General features: G+C 61.3%; 14 protein-coding genes and 1 tRNA gene. 7 read left to right on the forward strand and 8 right to left on the reverse strand.

Annotation, left to right across the window (positions count from 1 at the left end):
* Positions 1-363: 363 nt before the first annotated feature.
* The 5 genes from VHX65_10445 to VHX65_10465 form a co-directional block, all read right to left on the reverse strand.
* Positions 364-1,041, reverse strand: coding sequence for a hypothetical protein (locus VHX65_10445; protein HEX3998960.1), 678 nt, complete (start codon positions 1,039-1,041; stop codon positions 364-366).
* Between the two features lie 5 nt (positions 1,042-1,046).
* Positions 1,047-1,397: a hypothetical protein gene (locus tag VHX65_10450; protein ID HEX3998961.1), complete on the reverse strand. Its 351-nt coding sequence runs from the start codon at positions 1,395-1,397 to the stop codon at positions 1,047-1,049.
* 300 nt (positions 1,398-1,697) lie between these two features.
* Complete coding sequence (locus tag VHX65_10455) at positions 1,698-3,395, reverse strand: phage/plasmid primase, P4 family (GenBank protein ID HEX3998962.1); 1,698 nt, start codon at positions 3,393-3,395, stop codon at positions 1,698-1,700.
* A complete protein-coding gene (locus tag VHX65_10460) occupies positions 3,392-3,871 on the reverse strand; it encodes a hypothetical protein (GenBank protein HEX3998963.1) in 480 nt (159 codons plus the stop codon). Before VHX65_10460 ends, VHX65_10455 begins: the two co-directional genes overlap by 4 nt.
* Positions 3,864-4,376, reverse strand: coding sequence for an ERCC4 domain-containing protein (locus tag VHX65_10465; protein ID HEX3998964.1), 513 nt, complete (start codon positions 4,374-4,376; stop codon positions 3,864-3,866). The genes VHX65_10460 and VHX65_10465 overlap by 8 nt, the downstream gene beginning before the upstream one ends.
* 29 nt (positions 4,377-4,405) lie before the next feature.
* Between VHX65_10465 and VHX65_10470 the strand changes: the two genes are divergently transcribed.
* Positions 4,406-4,567: a hypothetical protein gene (locus VHX65_10470; GenBank protein HEX3998965.1), complete on the forward strand. Its 162-nt coding sequence runs from the start codon at positions 4,406-4,408 to the stop codon at positions 4,565-4,567.
* Between the two features lie 124 nt (positions 4,568-4,691).
* On the opposite strand, the gene VHX65_10475 is transcribed toward VHX65_10470, so the two are convergent.
* Entirely contained in the window at positions 4,692-5,021 is a 330-nt protein-coding gene (locus VHX65_10475; protein ID HEX3998966.1) for a helix-turn-helix domain-containing protein, read from the reverse strand.
* A 245-nt stretch (positions 5,022-5,266) separates the two neighbouring features.
* Positions 5,267-6,430 (reverse strand): tyrosine-type recombinase/integrase, encoded by a 1,164-nt coding sequence (locus VHX65_10480; protein HEX3998967.1) that lies wholly within the window; start codon positions 6,428-6,430, stop codon positions 5,267-5,269.
* A gap of 110 nt (positions 6,431-6,540) precedes the next feature.
* Here VHX65_10480 and VHX65_10485 point away from each other — a divergent pair.
* The 4 genes from VHX65_10485 (at position 6,541) to VHX65_10500 (ending at position 11,054) form a co-directional block, all read left to right on the forward strand.
* Positions 6,541-6,613 (forward strand) — tRNA-Arg (locus tag VHX65_10485).
* Positions 6,614-6,697: 84 nt separating this feature from the next.
* Positions 6,698-7,666, forward strand: a complete 969-nt coding sequence (locus VHX65_10490; GenBank protein HEX3998968.1) for a dihydrodipicolinate synthase family protein — start codon at positions 6,698-6,700, stop codon at positions 7,664-7,666.
* A 9-nt stretch (positions 7,667-7,675) separates the two neighbouring features.
* A complete protein-coding gene (locus VHX65_10495) occupies positions 7,676-9,103 on the forward strand; it encodes an NADH:flavin oxidoreductase (GenBank protein ID HEX3998969.1) in 1,428 nt (475 codons plus the stop codon).
* A gap of 112 nt (positions 9,104-9,215) precedes the next feature.
* Positions 9,216-11,054 (forward strand): helix-hairpin-helix domain-containing protein, encoded by a 1,839-nt coding sequence (locus VHX65_10500; protein HEX3998970.1) that lies wholly within the window; start codon positions 9,216-9,218, stop codon positions 11,052-11,054.
* A gap of 270 nt (positions 11,055-11,324) precedes the next feature.
* Here VHX65_10500 and VHX65_10505 read toward each other — a convergent pair whose 3' ends face one another.
* Positions 11,325-11,888, reverse strand: coding sequence for a transcriptional repressor (locus VHX65_10505; GenBank protein HEX3998971.1), 564 nt, complete (start codon positions 11,886-11,888; stop codon positions 11,325-11,327).
* Positions 11,889-12,273: 385 nt separating this feature from the next.
* Here VHX65_10505 and sucC point away from each other — a divergent pair, with 385 nt between their 5' ends.
* Together sucC and sucD are read left to right on the forward strand one after the other, a co-directional pair.
* Entirely contained in the window at positions 12,274-13,464 is a 1,191-nt protein-coding gene (gene sucC, locus VHX65_10510) for an ADP-forming succinate--CoA ligase subunit beta (GenBank protein HEX3998972.1), read from the forward strand.
* Positions 13,465-13,574: 110 nt separating this feature from the next.
* Positions 13,575-14,450, forward strand: coding sequence for a succinate--CoA ligase subunit alpha (sucD, locus tag VHX65_10515; protein ID HEX3998973.1), 876 nt, complete (start codon positions 13,575-13,577; stop codon positions 14,448-14,450).
* The last annotated feature ends 523 nt before the right edge of the window (positions 14,451-14,973 follow it).

Consider the following 14,973-nt stretch of genomic DNA (forward strand, 5'->3'; position numbering starts at 1 on the left):
TCGACTTCGACTTCCACGGCAACGCTGTTCATAACGCACCTTGTAGGGCTGCTTGACCGGAATGCCCCGACCCGCATCTAATCCTAAGCAGCCGAGCAAGCCCGGTTCCGCCGCGTCAGGCACTCAGAAACGGAAGAGCCAAATCCTTGACGCTAAAAAGTAGCGGTCACTCCCATAAAATCGAAAAGTTTTTTCCGCAGCCGCGGCAAGTCACCCATTGCCGCGAAGTCTCCTCGTCGAGCCGGACGCTGCGGCGGGTCCGATGCGATGCACTGCCGCAATCGCTGCATCGCGGACGGATCGCGCGGATGCATGGCAATTCCCGCGGTCGCGCGAATTGTTCGGCATCCTGCCGACTGCGGTTCATTCGTCGTCGTCCTGATCGATCGGTTCAATGAACGACTCGGGCAATCCCAATACCTCGACTTCCGCGGACGACAAGAAAACGCGGGTGACGTTGAACGCCGCAGCCTGTTCGGCCATCGGGTCCGCTTTGGTTTCGGCGATCGCCTTTTCCCGTGCGTTCAACACTTCGCCGCCGCGCCGCTCGACTTCCACAAGCTGGACTGCCTCGGGCTTGCAATAGTCGCGCAGCTCGGGAGAAACGAATCGCCACCAATGCCACGAGCGACGAAAGACACGCGGCCATGATTCGTTTTCGAGCCCGGCAATCGCTTGCCGATCGCTCGCCGCCTTCTCCAATGCCGCCGGTGAAAGCAAGCCGCCCCGGTCGAGTGCTTCCGCTTCGCGCACGTCGTTCATGTCGGCGGTTGACTCGTCCCAGAATGTCAGCAACTTTTCGTCGGCTTCAAACTTCCACCACGCCCAAGGTCGTCCGAGCTTGTCTGCATGCTCGGCCAACAGTTCATCGCGGAAGTGTTCCCACGCCAGCCGCATTTCGTCGAGCATATCGGCCGGCCAGCCGCCTTTCGGCTCGCGCCCCCACACACAGCGAAACACGTCGAGCCCGTAGCGGAGAAAATCCTTGTGGTCGGCGGTCCACTCACGACGGGCAACGTGGCGTCGATTGATCTTGGGCATGGCGTTTAGTTCCTTGTTCCAGGCCGCCGGGGTCCGCGATGCTCGGCCGGCGGTTCAATGTCGAGCCCCAACTCGCGGACGGTCAATCGAAAAGCGTTCATACTCTGCCGCTCAGACGCCGCGGCGGGATTCTCTCGCGTCGCGCCGGTCTTGCCGGGCACGAGCAAGCCATCGCGGGCGATGATCTCACGAGCGGCCGCCGCCAAGTCGAGCATGCGGGCGGCATGTTCCAAAAGCCGTAGCTGGTGGTCTGACTCAATCGAAAACTCGTCATTCACGGCCCGCCAGAACGCTTTGCCGGCCTTTTCCAGCACGGCAGGCGATTTGGGACGAGCGGTTTTCGGCATGGCATTCATGGATCGCCTCAGTTCCTTGGGGTGAAAAATGGTCGCCGGTCGCTAACAGGCTGTTTGGGGCAACGCTCAAATGCGTTCGGCTGGGGAACGGTCCGCCGAGGGCCTCAGCGCCACAAAATTGCCCCCCCCTGCCTATCGCTCCGCTGCCGGCTGTTGGTCATGGCGGTCGTCATGCGTCTGCGCTCTCGCGGGCTTCGCCGTGGTTTTTCGTCAACGGATGCAACGGATGGAACGGATGTTGATTTCCGCATAACTCTCTCCCGTGCGCGCATAAGGCGTGAACCCGGAAGTTCCATCCGTTCAATCCGTTCCATCCGCGAGTAGTCCAATACCGCGATAGATAGGTCCGTTGCTTGTGAATCGTTCTAAGCCGCGCTCTGTCATAGACATACCGAAACGGCGGCCGCTAATTGGATGTTCGCCGGCTGCTTTGGCCCACTCGACATAGGCCGCATAAAGTGTGCTCGCACGGCATGTGGCTATTTGGGTAAGATGGCAGCAATCCCTCAAAAATGCCCCAATGCTGTCCATTTCAGAGCGGTATCCGCCGGTGGCTTCGGTCACTTCGGACGGTTCGCCGAGCCCGTCTGCTTGCCACTCGCCGCACCCTAAAAGCATCCAATTAAGGATGCCAGACGCCTCGGTCTGAAGCCGCTCGCACATATCGGTGACGGCTTCCGAATCGCTGATAACAGCGTCGAAGGGAATCATCTTGATGCGCCGCCAAATGGCATGGTCGGTGCCTTTAATGATTGGTCGATGGTTCGTTCCAAACCACAATTTATGCGTCGGCTGAAACTCCCAAAAGTTCTCGCGCATCCGCCGAGCCCGGATCGCATCGCCGCCGGAAAGTTCCTTTGCCATCGATTCGGCCAGCCGCTTGCCCTCCTCGGTTTCAATGACGACGGCGAGCCGCATGCCGTACAAATCAGTCAACCCGGTCGGATGCGATGCGCCATCCTTTTGCATCAACACTTCGGCCGAGAGCTTCGTTGCATAGTCGGTGCCCATCGTCGAAAGCATGGCGTTCAGGAATGTCGATTTTCCATTAGCGCCGCTGCCAAAAAGGAATGCCAACACGTGATCGCGGACGACGCCGGTCAATGAATATCCGGCCAGCCGTCGCAGAAATCCCTCGATCGACTTGCGGCCGTTGCTGATTTTTGACAACCCGGAAAGCCATAATTTGCAATCCGCAGACGGGTCAAAAATCGTCGGGCATAGCTTGGTTATCAGATCTTCGCGCCGGTGCGATCGCAGCCGTTGGGTTTGCAAATCGAGCGTGCCATTGCAGACGTTGAACAGCCAGCCGTTCGCGTTGAGTTCTTTAACCTCGACCGCGATTCCCGGTTCGGAGCGTGCCATCAAAAGCATGGCCAGGATGCCGCGATTGCTCGCGCTGTATTTCGCGAACCGCAAGATGGCCTCTTGCATCCCGTAATCGCATTGCTCCAATTCGGCAGCGGCCACTTTCCAGATTGCATCGGCACATTGCTTGGCCAACGCCTCAATGCGCGTGCCTTCGTCAATCGCCCATCGCTTACCATCGAAGACGAGCCATTTTCGCCACGCCGCGACATACCGAACGTCTTCGCCAAACATGCGGATGAATCGCCGGCCGTTGCTCAGGTCGGTTTGTCCGTCGCTCTGCCGAATCGGTGGAATCTGCCCGGCCGCCACCAGTGGAATTGGCGGTTTGCGCCGACGCCTTGGCCTGTCGCCTTGCTCCGCGATGGTATATTCGGCTTCCGCCGCCTCGTCCGCTGCCCTTTCGGCTTCCGCGTCAACCTGGTCGGTCGTTTGGACGAGCTGCAGCGAGAGCACCTTGGCTTGCTCCGCGTCGATCATGCCGAGCCCGCGCAAAAATCGCTCCCGGTCGCTGGCCTTGTCGGGGTTGATCGCATCGCGGTGCACTTCATTGCCGGCCGCATCGGACGCGATAACGAGCCGGCTGGCTTTGCCGTTCGCCGGCGCCACGTTGAAAACGACTTGTTTCATCGGCCGGTCCTCCGTGCCTTGACCCGGTGTTGAATCGCGTGTTGCGTTGCCCGTCGAATTGCTGGCGGGATTTTTTCCGGGTCGCCTTCGGGCCGCGCGGATAGAGTCAGTTCCTCCGGGCTTAATCCGCCGTCGTGCGGATTCCAGGGTTTTAAAAGCTCCTCCGTCGGCGGGCATCGCGACGGACGAGCCGGTGCTCGCGGTGCGGAGATTTCCTTTGCCAGTGCGAGCAGTACATCCGTCGCCACGTCCGTATAGCTGGGATTGAAAAACCGCTCTGCCGCTTCGTCGGCTTGCTCGCGAGTGAGTTTCAGAAACCGGTGTAGCCCGCATGCCAATGCGGCCGATCCGCCGATGGTGCGAGTGTTCTTTCGCTCGCGCGCATCGGACCATTCCGCCGCGATTCGGTCCTCCAAATCGTTCAGCCGCCCATGTTGCTTGACGGTGAAAAGTGCCGCCGCGATTTCGTTATTCATCGGCTTGACCTCCATCGGCCATCGCGCCGATAACAAGCCCGCGAGCTTCGCGCCATCGACGCCGGGCTGCGGTGTAGAGCAACTTGGCGATGTAGCGGCCGGCCCGTTGGTGGTCGCCGGCCATGATGATTGGCAAGCCCATCGCTATCCAACCGATGCAAGAGCCGATCGCGGCCGTGGGCGTGATCTTGCTTCGCCACTGGCCGGCCTCGATTTCCGGCCAAGTCGCTTCGATGACAATCGCCCGCGTTGGATAGGCCAGCAGTCGCAACACTTCGCGGTCGAACCGTTCGCGCTCTTGGCCGATGCAGCTGAGCAAATCAGATAGCGACTTGCGTTCGATGGCGACAACTGGTTCCAACCCGCGAACCGAATAATCGCCGGTCGTCAGCGTGCCCGGCTCGACTTGAAGCGGTGCCAGGTCAACCGGCAATTGCTCGCGGGTGTCGATGATGGCGACAACGGATTCAGCCGCGAGTTCGGCGGGAATAATGGAGCGTGTCATCGTGCGGCCTCCGAAAAGAGGTCGCGCTGATGCTTGCCTTCAATGTGCCGCTCGGCTTCCCACGGTGGGAGAAAATGCCACGCTGGCAATTGCTGACGGTTCTCTTCCGCCATGCGTTGAAGTCGCTCGCGCCTCAATCGCTGGGCGTCGCGCTCAAGATAGCCGACAGTTTCGGCCGGCGGGAAATTTAGTCGATCTCGGCTAAACTTGCCTTTGCGTTTCGATCGTGGTAACATGTTTTTCTCCGGTCGGTATCGAATCACGAAAGCGCCCCACGCCAGCAAGCAACGGGGCGTTTTTCGTTGGGTGTGGTCGCTATTCGGAATCGCCACGAAAATGGCGCACGAGCCCGGCCGACAGATTGCTTCTCTTGCGCCGTGGCGCAGCAGCCGGTTGGGCGACGGCGCGATTCGACTCGAATGCCTCAATGTCGGCGCGGTCGATCAGATACCGCGGACGGCCGCCCAGATTGGCGGCGGCATTGATAGCGCGCAGTTCGCCGCCCACGATCCAACCGATAACCTTGTTCGGATCGACGCCGTACTCCGCAGCCATTTGCGGCGGTGTGAGCTTCTGCCGTTTTGCGATCCGCTCTGCCTTCCCCTCGGGGACGGCCTTCTTCCGCTCGGAAATTGCGATCGACACTGCCAATTGCTCCCGCCCCAGCCGGACGAGCGCAACAAAAAAAGCGCGGACATCGGCCAGGGACTAAAAAAGTCCTCTTAGTCGAAGTCCGCGCCTTCGTGCCGAGGTTTAGACCAGCGGCATTGAGCACAGCGGGCCGCCGCCCGAACCGTTTAGACAATTCGGGGCAGCAGCGCCTTCTGATATAAATTTTGTGGGCGCATGTTCTTCACCCGCAGATAAGTGTAGTGACCGGTTTTTGCTTGTCAAGGCGGAAAAAGCCAACCGTGAACATGATCGACCACGGCCTGCAATCGCGCATCGCTGATTGATTCGCGGTAGACGCCTGCCATTGATTCGTCGATATGGCCCATGATCGAACTGACGGCCGACTGGTCGCGAGACTCGCCGCCGATCGTCGCAAAGATGTGCCGCAAGCTGTAAAAACCCAAGCCGGGCCGATGCAGATTATGCTCGTCGAGCAGCTTGCGGAATTCCTTCGATACTGGATTGTCGGTCGTTTCCTTCGCCCAGCTTCCGCCGTATTTTGTGACGAACGCCAGCCCCTTGGCCTCTTCCGTCTTTGGTGTCGGCCTCGCCTTGATGGCAGCCTTGACCGCTTCGAGCGTTTCCGGCCAGAGCGGGAATTTTCTCTCGACGCCAGTTTTCGGCCGCGGATAAACGATCCAACCGCGGGCGAGATCAGCGGCGGACGGTAGCGGCATTCTGCCCACGTCATTATTGCCGAGTCCGGCATTGAGCGCGAGCAGGATGAAAGCCTTCATGGGAATCCCGGCCGCGTCGATCAGCTTGCGTAGGTGCGCGGCCTCGATCATCTTCGGCCCCTTCGCCGCTCGCGCCTTGCGCATGACTTTGCGGTTGGGCTTCTTGAACGATGGACCCAATTTGACCGGGCGGTCGATCAAGTCGGCCTCTAGCCCAAACCTGAAGATGGTCCGCACGCGCTGGATTTCGTTGCCGAGTCGGACCGGCCCCCATTGTTTGGCGATGCTCGCCCGGAGCTTGTCAAAGTCTTCCGGGTGTAATTCGTACACCCCGGTCGTCGCGCCGAATGCCTTTATCAGCCGATCGCCGGTCGCGTGATATTCGTCGTAGGTGCGGCGGGTGAGTTCGCCGCTGGCAATCAGCTTTTCCTTGGCGGTCAAGAAATGGTCGCAAAGGTCTTCGATGGTCAAACCGCGGCTACTGCGGACCGGCTTGTCCGCGAGCAACCCATCCTTATCCTGAAGCCATGCCGCTAGCGCCGCTTTGCCTTTGGGATCGTCGGCAATCTTGCCGAAGTAGACCATCTTCCCCTTCACTTTTTTGGCCCAGTAGCCGCGGGCGTGAGGAAAGAGCGGGAAGTCTTTGCGGGGCTTCGCCGGGGCGCCCGCCTTGCTGGCATCGGACCGCACGGCTATTTTTGACATTGCCTTGTCCCTCGGGTGTTCGCTTGTGCCGGGTGTACTAGACGGGTGTACGATAGAATACAAACGGCACAACGAAATGTCAACAAAGTCCGAGAAAACTAGTATCAATCGCGCCTGTAGCTCAGGGGATAGAGCAGCGGTTTCCTAAACCGCAGGTCGCAGGTTCGAATCCTGCCAGGCGTATCGCTTTCTTCGGACTGTTTCGGACGATCCGCGCGCGGCTCCGAGAACCGCCGGGTCGGCATACTGCCTTGCGAGGCTCCCATCGTGAGCGATTCATCGGCGTCGATCGAGCCGATTGCCATGCTGCGGCCGCGGCGACGGATCGTCGGGATGTCGGCCGTGCTTTTGCCGATGGCCGATCGCCGGATCGATTGGGCCGGATTCACTGCCCATCTCTGCCGAACGGCTGATGCCGGTTTGATCCCGGCCGTGAATATGGACACGGGCTATGTCGGCCTTCTCGATCAGGCCACACGGATCGAAGTGTTACGGCAAACGCGGCTCGCAGTCGGGCGGCGGCCTTTCCTGGCCGGGGCGTTTGTCGCCGATTCGCCGGGAAGTCCGTTCGATCGCGACGCCTATCTGCGGGCAATCGATCCGATCGTCGCCCACGGGGGCGGGCCGGTCGTGTTTCAATCGTATGGGCTGACCGAGCGCAGCGAAGTTGGGATCGTGGCGGCGTATGCGGAGTTGGCCAAGACGGTGGAGCGATTCATCGCGTTCGAGTTGGGCACGATGTTCGCGCCGTTCGGCAAGATTTATTCGCTCGAAGTATATCGAGAGTTAATGAGCATCGAGCAATGCGTGGGAGCGAAGCATTCGTCGCTGCGGCGCGATTTGGAATGGCGGCGGCTGGCCTTGCGCGACGCGGTTCGCCCCGATTTTCAAGTCCTCACCGGAAACGACTTGGCGATCGACATGGTCATGTATGGCAGCGATTATCTGCTGGGGCTGAGCACATTTGCCCCGGAGGAATTCGCCCGCCGCGACGCGCTGTGGGCTGCAGGCGATGCGGCGTTTTACGCATTGAACGACGCGTTGCAATATCTCGGCACGTTCGCGTTCCGCAATCCCGTACCGGCCTACAAACATTCCGCGGCCATGTTCTTGAAGCTACGCGGCTGGATCAAGAGCGACGAAACGCACCCCGATAGCCCGACCCGACCGGCCAGCGATCGTGCCATCCTCCACGAAATAGAGCAGCGATTAAAAATCCTAACCACTAACCACTAACCACCGCCCGTGTCTTTTCCTCGTATCGCCGCGCTAAAAACCGCCGAAGCGTTCCGCTCGCACGTCGCCGCGTTGGCAATCGAACTGCCGCTGGCCGATCCGTTGCCTGCGGCCGGCGATTTGGCAATGGGCCGGCCATTTGAAAGACGAACGGGCATAGTCGGTAATCGGTTTGCCATTTTGCCGATGGAAGGGTGGGATGGAGAAACGGATGGCCGACCCTCCGAACTCACTCGGCGGCGTTGGCGGCATTTCGGCATCAGCGGGGCAAAATTGATTTGGGGGGGCGAAGCCGCTGCCGTGCGCCACGATGGCCGGGCCAATCCGAATCAACTGCTCCTCAATGAACAAACACTTCCGGACTTCGACCGCTTGCGAGAGGAACTGGTTGCCGTTCACGAAGACCGATTCGGCCGAACCGACGATCTGCTCGTCGGGTTGCAATTGACGCATTCCGGGCGGTTTTCCCGGCCGAACGACAAGCGCCGCCTCGAACCACGGATCGTATACCGGCATCCGTGCCTCGACCGCCGCTTCGGAATTGCCGACGATCGGCCAATGCTTTCCGACGGCGACCTTGCCTCGCTTGCCGACGATTTCGTTCGCGCCGCGCGGCTCGCACAGCGAGCTGGCTTCGCGTTCGTCGACGTGAAACATTGCCATAGCTATCTTGGCCATGAGCTGCTTTCGGCCGTGGATCGGCCCGGCCGATATGGCGGCAGCTTGGAAAATCGCACGCGGTTTCTGCGCGACATTGTTGCCGGCATTCGCGCCGAAGCGCCGGGGCTCGAGGTCGGCGTGCGCGTCAGCATGTTCGATTTTCGACCGTTCGAGCGCGGCAGCGGCGGAACGGGCATTCCGATGGCCGTGGCCGAGCCGTACCGATATGCCTTCGGGGCCGATGCCGCGACGGGCCTTACGGTCGATTTGCGAGAAACGTCGGAGCTATTCACCCTGTTCGAGAATCTGGGGATCGAGTTGGTTTGCACATCGGCCGGAAGCCCGTATTACAATCCGCATCTGCTTCGCCCCGCCGCGTTTCCGCCTTCCGACGGTTATCAACCTCCGGAAGACCCGCTGGTGGGCGTCGCGCGGCAAATCGCTGCCACGGCGTGGCTCAAGGCTCGGCATCCGCGCCTCGCGCTGATCGGGTCGGGCTATTCGTATTTGCAAGAATGGTTGCCGCAGGTGGCCGAGCGGGCGATCCGCGCTGGCGGGGCCGATTTCATTGGGATTGGCCGCATGGTGTTGGCGTATCCCGAGTTTCCGGCCGACGTGCTGGCTGGCCGGCCGCTTGCCCGCAAACGCCTCTGCCGCACGTTCAGCGATTGCACGACGGCGCCGCGAAATGGCCTGATCTCCGGCTGTTTTCCGCTCGATCCGTTCTACAAGAATCGGCCGGAGCGGATTCAGCTCGCCGCGTACAAGCAGGCCTGAAGTTGAGGCGGCGCGGCCGGGCGGTTTGCGTCGTGGCATCGCCCGACAGCAGCGGTATAATCAAGCCGATAATCGTCTCGGCGAATGCTCCGCGATGGATGAGAGTGTTTCGATGCACAATGCCGAAATCGCCGCCGCTTTGGACGAAATCGCCGATCTGCTGGAATTCCAGGGGGCGAATTCGTTCCGCGTGCGCGCCTATCGCAATGCGGCCCGAACGGTGCACGATCTGACCGAACCGCTCGAACGCGTCGCCGTCGATCCGGCACGCAAGCTTACCGATTTCAACGGAATCGGAGCCGAACTGGCGCTGAAAATCCAAACGCTTGTGAGCACTGGCAAACTGCCGATGCTGGAGGAATTGCGTGCGGCGGTGCCGGAGAGCGTGCTGGCGCTGATGCGCATTCCCGGCTTGGGGCCGAAAAAAGCAGCAGCCCTGTTTTCGCAGCTTGGCATCAAAACACTCGACGAACTTCGCTCTGCGTGCGAGCTGCATCGCGTTCGAGATCTGAAGGGCTTTGGCGAAAAGACGGAGGCGGCGATCCTGGCCGGGATGAGCTTCGCCGCTTCTCCCGAGGTGCAACGCATCTATTGGGCCGATGCCGACGTGATCGTGCAGGCCCTCGTCGAGTATTTGAAGGGAGCCGGCGGCGTGCGGCAGATTGAGCCGGCCGGTAGCTATCGCCGTGGCCGAGAAACGGTGGGCGATCTGGATTTCGTCGTCGATGCGGAGAATGGCGCCGCGGTGATGGATCGGCTGGCCGCGTTTCCGGAAGTGGCCGCCGTGTTGGGGCGCGGAGATACGAAAATGTCGGTTCGGCTGCTCAGCGGATTGCAAGTCGATCTGCGCATTGTTCCGAAAAATTCGTTCGGCGCGGCATTGGTATATTTCACGGGCTCGAAGCAACACAACATCGTGCTCCGCGGGCTGGCAAAGCAGCGCGGATTGCGGATCAACGAATACGGCGTGTTTCGTCTGCCGCCAGGCGACAAATCGGCCGCCGCCGAGAAAACCGATACCGACAAAGTTGCCATCGACGATGCAGGCGGCGATGCGGCCGCCAAGGAAATCGCCGCCCAAGAAGCCGCCCAACTCGAATACATCGCCGGGCGCACCGAGAAAGAGGTTTACGACACGCTCGATCTTGCCGTTTTCGCTCCCGAAATGCGCGAAGCACGCAGCGAGTTCGCTTGGGCTGCCGCGGGACCGCTGCCGAAGTTGATCGAATTGGGCGATATCCGCGGCGACCTGCACATGCACACCACCGCCACCGACGGCAAGGCATCGCTCGACGAGATGATCGCCGCCGCCCGCGATCGTGGCCTGAAATATATTGCCATCACCGATCATTCCAAGCGCGTTTCGATGGCCAATGGCCTGGATGGCGATCGCCTGCGGGCACAATGGGCCCGGATCGATGAGATCAATCGCGGTTCGCCGGGCGTTCGCGTGCTCAAGGGAGTCGAGGTCGACATTCTCGAGCGCGGCGGATTGGACCTTCCCGACGATGTGTTGGCCGAGGCCGATTGGATCGTCGCCAGCGTGCATTACGGCCAGAATCAATCGTCGGAGCAGATCACCGAGCGGATCATCGGAGCGATCGAGAATCCGCATGTGTCGGCCATCGCCCATCCGACCGGCCGGCTGATCGGCCGGCGCAAGCCGTATGCGGTCGATATCGACGCCGTGTTCGCCGCGGCCAAGCGGTGCGGCAAGCTCATGGAACTGAACTCGAATCCTGCCCGGCTGGATCTCGACGATCTGCACTGCGCCGCGGCCAAGCGGCACGGCATTCCAATCGTCATTTCCAGCGATGCTCACAGCACGGCCGGCCTGCAGGTGCTGCGCTACGGCATCTTGCAAGCCCGCCGCGCGGGGCTGACGAAAGCCGATGTCGCCAACACGCGTCCTTGGCCAAAGCTCAAGGCGCTCATCGGTGAAAAGAAATAATTCGAATTGCGGAACATCCACCGGGACCACTGGCGAGCGAAGTCTGCTTGTGCTGACCTGCGGGGTGGCGTCGGTCTTCGGAGATTCGCCGCGGCAATCGGTGGCCGAACGGCGGCGACGAATCGAGAAATGCGACGTCTTGCGGCGTTCGCACTGGCAGACTGCGATTGCCGATGGCACAGGGCGGCTGCCGGTGGCACAGGGCGATTGCCGATGGCACAGGGCGATTGGCGGTGGCACAGGGCGATTGCCGATGGCAGACGGCGGCATTTATTGCACGTGCGGTTTCGCGCGTCGCTTCGTCGTCTGGCGTCTGACGCCCGACCTCCGTTCCCTCGGCTCTTGAAACCGCCCCAACACTTCCAACCGATAGCCGGTCACTCGAAATCCGCTCTGTGCCAAGCGCTCGACGAGCCGCGGATCGAGTTTTTCCAAAAGCTGCGGATCGAATTTGGCGGGCAGGTCGCGGATTTCGCCGCTGGCCGTGTCGTGCAGGTGATAATGATCTTCGCCGCGGCAATCGTATCGAGCAGCGCTATCGCCGTGCGTCAGCCGGGTGGCCAATCGGGCGGCGACCAATGCTTCCAGCGCGTTATAGACCGTGGCCAGACTGATGCTCGGCAAGCGATCGCGGACGGCCCAATAAACATCGTCGGCCGTCGGATGATTGTCGACCGTTTCGAGATAGGCCAACACGGCCGCTCGCTGCGCCGTGTATCGGCAGCCGGCGCTGCGCAGCGCGGCGCGCACTGCGGAGGCAGTTTTCGGCTTCGGCCGATGTTTTAATCGGGCGTGCCCCGTTGGAATCGCTCGTTCGCCGGAGGTCGAAGGCATGATCGCACTATAGCGCTGCCCAAGTTGAGGGTCAAGCGGCGGTGGATCGCTGTGCCGCGGCAGCCCTCGCTCGCGATCGGTTCGGATTTGGCGCCGTCGGAGATTGGCTTCGGCCTTTGGCGGCGCTTCGCGCGCTCGCGCTTCGGGCTACGGTTCGATCGGAAGGCGTGCGCACTAGCCCGAAACGTTAGTGAGGAGCGGCCGCGCCGTCGAACGTATTTTGCGTTTGGCGATTGTGTCGCAATCGACATTCCGGTCCGACGCGTCCGCGGCGCAACTCCGCTGATTGACCCCCACGGCGATGCGGCCCTATAATTTGCGGCTTGGCCGGTTCGGAAAACTCTCGCCGGCTGCCTTCGAATCGACCTTTGAACGCACGGTAAGCATGAAAATCCACGAATTTCAAGCCAAGCAACTTCTTCGCCAAGCCGGCATCGCGGTGCCGCAAGGCAGAGTCGCGCAGACGGCCGAGGATGCAGCCGAGGCGTTTCGGCAGCTAAACCGTCCGCTCGCGGTAGTGAAAGCCCAGATCCATGCCGGCGGACGCGGCAAGGGAACCGTCAAGACAAATCCGCAGCAACACGGCGTGCAATTGGTGCGGTCGGCGGAGGATGCGGCCGCGGTTGCCGCGCGATTGCTGAACGCGCCGCTCGTGACGGTGCAAACCGGCCCGGAAGGGCACGTGGTTCGCCGTGTGCTGATCGAAGAAGGTTGCGATATTGCCCGCGAATTGTATTTGGGCGTGGTGGTCGATCGCGCGGCGGCGGGGCCGGTGTTGGTGATGTCGAGCGAAGGGGGCATGGACATCGAGCATGTTGCCGCGCATACGCCCGATCGAATTTTCAAGGAACCCTTTCAGCCCGATTCCGGCTTGCAGAGTTTTCAGGTCCGCAAACTCGCAGCCCGGCTCGGCCTGGGAGCCGCCGGCCGCTCGGCCGACAAATTCCTGAAGCAGCTTTGCCGGCTGTTCATCGCCAAGGATTGCAGCCTGCTGGAAATCAATCCGCTGGTTGTCAGCGGCACGGGCGAGCTTCTCGCGCTCGACGCCAAAATGAGCTTCGACGACAACGCGATGTTCCGCCATCCCGAGCTGGCCGAGCTGCGCGATTTCGATGAAGAAGAACCGACCGAGGTTCGGGCCGCCAAGGCCGGCCTCAGTTATGTGAAATTGCAGGGCAACATCGGCTGCCTGGTGAATGGCGCGGGCTTGGCGATGAGCACGATGGACCTGATCAAGCTGCACGGCGGCGCGCCTGCCAATTTCCTCGATGTCGGCGGTGGCGCGAATGTCGAACAAGTCACCGAGGCGTTTCGCATTCTACTATCGGATGCCGGCGTTCGGGCGGTGCTGGTAAATATTTTCGGCGGCATCATGCGTTGCACGACGATTGCCACGGCCGTTGTTGCTGCGTACAAGACCGTCGGGTTCAATGTGCCGCTGGTGGTACGGCTGGAAGGGACCGAAGTGGACGAAGGCCGCAAGCTATTGGCCACGAGCGGCGTGAACATCATTTCCGCGACCGGCCTGACCGATGCCGCCAAGAAAGTGGTGGCCGCGGCCGGCACCGCCGTCTAAACGAAATCGCACTGAACAATCACCGCTCAATCCAACCCGCCCCCGCACCGCCCGCGCTTGCGGTTTCGGCGCGTCATTCCTTCAACAAGATTTAAATCATTCATCGACCCATGAGCATCCTCATTGACAAGCAAACCCGCGTGATCTGCCAAGGCATCACCGGTCGCGTCGGCCAATTTCATACCAAGGGATGCAAGGAATACGGCACCCAGATGGTCGGCGGCGTCACGCCGGGAAAGCGCGGCGAAACGGTCGAAGGCCTGCCGGTGTTCGACACCGTCGAGCAAGCGGTCGAAGAAACCGGCGCCGAAGCCACGATGATCTTTGTCCCACCGGCATTCACGGCCGATGCCATCCTGGAAGCGATCGACGCCGGAATCGAGGTGATCGTCGCCATCACCGAAGGCGTGCCAGTGCTCGACATGGCGCGGGTGTACCACGTGCTGCAGCAATCGGATAGCTGCCTGATCGGTCCGAATTGCCCAGGCATCATTACGCCCGACGAATGCAAGATCGGAATCATGCCGGGCTACATTCATAAGCCGGGCCCCGTCGGCCTGATGAGCCGCAGCGGCACGTTGACCTACGAAGCCGTGTGGCAGCTCTCGAATCTCGGGCTGGGCCAATCGACGTGCGTCGGGCTGGGCGGCGATCCGATCGTCGGCACCTCGTTTATCGAGCTCTTGCAGATGTTCGAAGACGACCCCGATACCGAAGCGATCCTAATGATCGGTGAGATTGGCGGCACCGCCGAAGAGGAAGCGGCCGACTACGTGGCCGATTTTATCACCAAGCCCGTGGCCGCCTTCATCGCCGGCCGCACCGCCCCCCCCGGCAAACGCATGGGCCATGCGGGCGCGATCATCAGCGGCGGCAAGGGCACCGCCGCCGACAAAGTGGCCGCCCTCGAAGAAGCGGGCATCATCATCGCCGAGAGCCCCGCCGACATGGGCGCCGCCGTCCAACGCGCCATCGCCCGCGGCTAACGCCATGCGATCCGAAAATCTTGCCCGAACAAATACAAGCCCGAAGCGTTAGCGCGGAAGAGCGACACAAGCCCGAAGCGTTAGCGAGGAAGCGCTGCTCATCGGCGCTATCCTCGCAAACTGCTTCGAGCCAATGAGTGGCGCCGATTGGAATTCATGGCGAGGCGATGGATTTGACATCTCGCGGCGTGCCCCCTCGCTGACGCTTCGGGCTTGTGTTCGGCGCCGATTGGAATTCATGGCGGGGCGGGGATTTGACATCTTGCGGCGTGCTCCCTCGCTGACGCTTCGGGCTTGTGTTCGACGCCGATTGGAATTCATGGCGAGGCGGTGGATTTGATATCTTGCGGCGTGCCCCCTCGCTGACGCTTCGGGCTTGTGCCGCTCTCCCTCGCTGGCGCTTCGGGCCTAGCGGGGAGCGTTCTTCGCAATCATGCCGGCGGCGAAGCCGAGGAGGTCGCCGCGGTCGCGGCAGATGCGGATGAGTTGGTCGTAATCTGCCGCAAGTTGGCCGAGTTCCAAT

The organism is Pirellulales bacterium (genome assembly GCA_036267355.1).
Lineage (GTDB): Bacteria > Planctomycetota > Planctomycetia > Pirellulales > DATAWG01 > DATAWG01.

Excerpts from the sequence above, each read along its gene's own strand:
- VHX65_10445 (HEX3998960.1), bottom strand. The coding sequence starts at position 1,041 with ATGCCCAAGATCAATCGACGCCACGTTGCCCGTCGTGAGTGGACCGCC.
- VHX65_10450 (HEX3998961.1), bottom strand. The coding sequence starts at position 1,397 with ATGAATGCCATGCCGAAAACCGCTCGTCCCAAATCGCCTGCCGTGCTG.
- VHX65_10455 (HEX3998962.1), bottom strand. The coding sequence starts at position 3,395 with ATGAAACAAGTCGTTTTCAACGTGGCGCCGGCGAACGGCAAAGCCAGC.
- VHX65_10460 (HEX3998963.1), bottom strand. The coding sequence starts at position 3,871 with ATGAATAACGAAATCGCGGCGGCACTTTTCACCGTCAAGCAACATGGG.
- VHX65_10465 (HEX3998964.1), bottom strand. The coding sequence starts at position 4,376 with ATGACACGCTCCATTATTCCCGCCGAACTCGCGGCTGAATCCGTTGTC.
- VHX65_10470 (HEX3998965.1), top strand. The coding sequence starts at position 4,406 with ATGCTTGCCTTCAATGTGCCGCTCGGCTTCCCACGGTGGGAGAAAATG.
- VHX65_10480 (HEX3998967.1), bottom strand. The coding sequence starts at position 6,430 with ATGTCAAAAATAGCCGTGCGGTCCGATGCCAGCAAGGCGGGCGCCCCG.
- VHX65_10500 (HEX3998970.1), top strand. The coding sequence starts at position 9,216 with ATGCACAATGCCGAAATCGCCGCCGCTTTGGACGAAATCGCCGATCTG.
- VHX65_10505 (HEX3998971.1), bottom strand. The coding sequence starts at position 11,888 with ATGCCTTCGACCTCCGGCGAACGAGCGATTCCAACGGGGCACGCCCGA.
- sucC (HEX3998972.1), top strand. The coding sequence starts at position 12,274 with ATGAAAATCCACGAATTTCAAGCCAAGCAACTTCTTCGCCAAGCCGGC.
- sucD (HEX3998973.1), top strand. The coding sequence starts at position 13,575 with ATGAGCATCCTCATTGACAAGCAAACCCGCGTGATCTGCCAAGGCATC.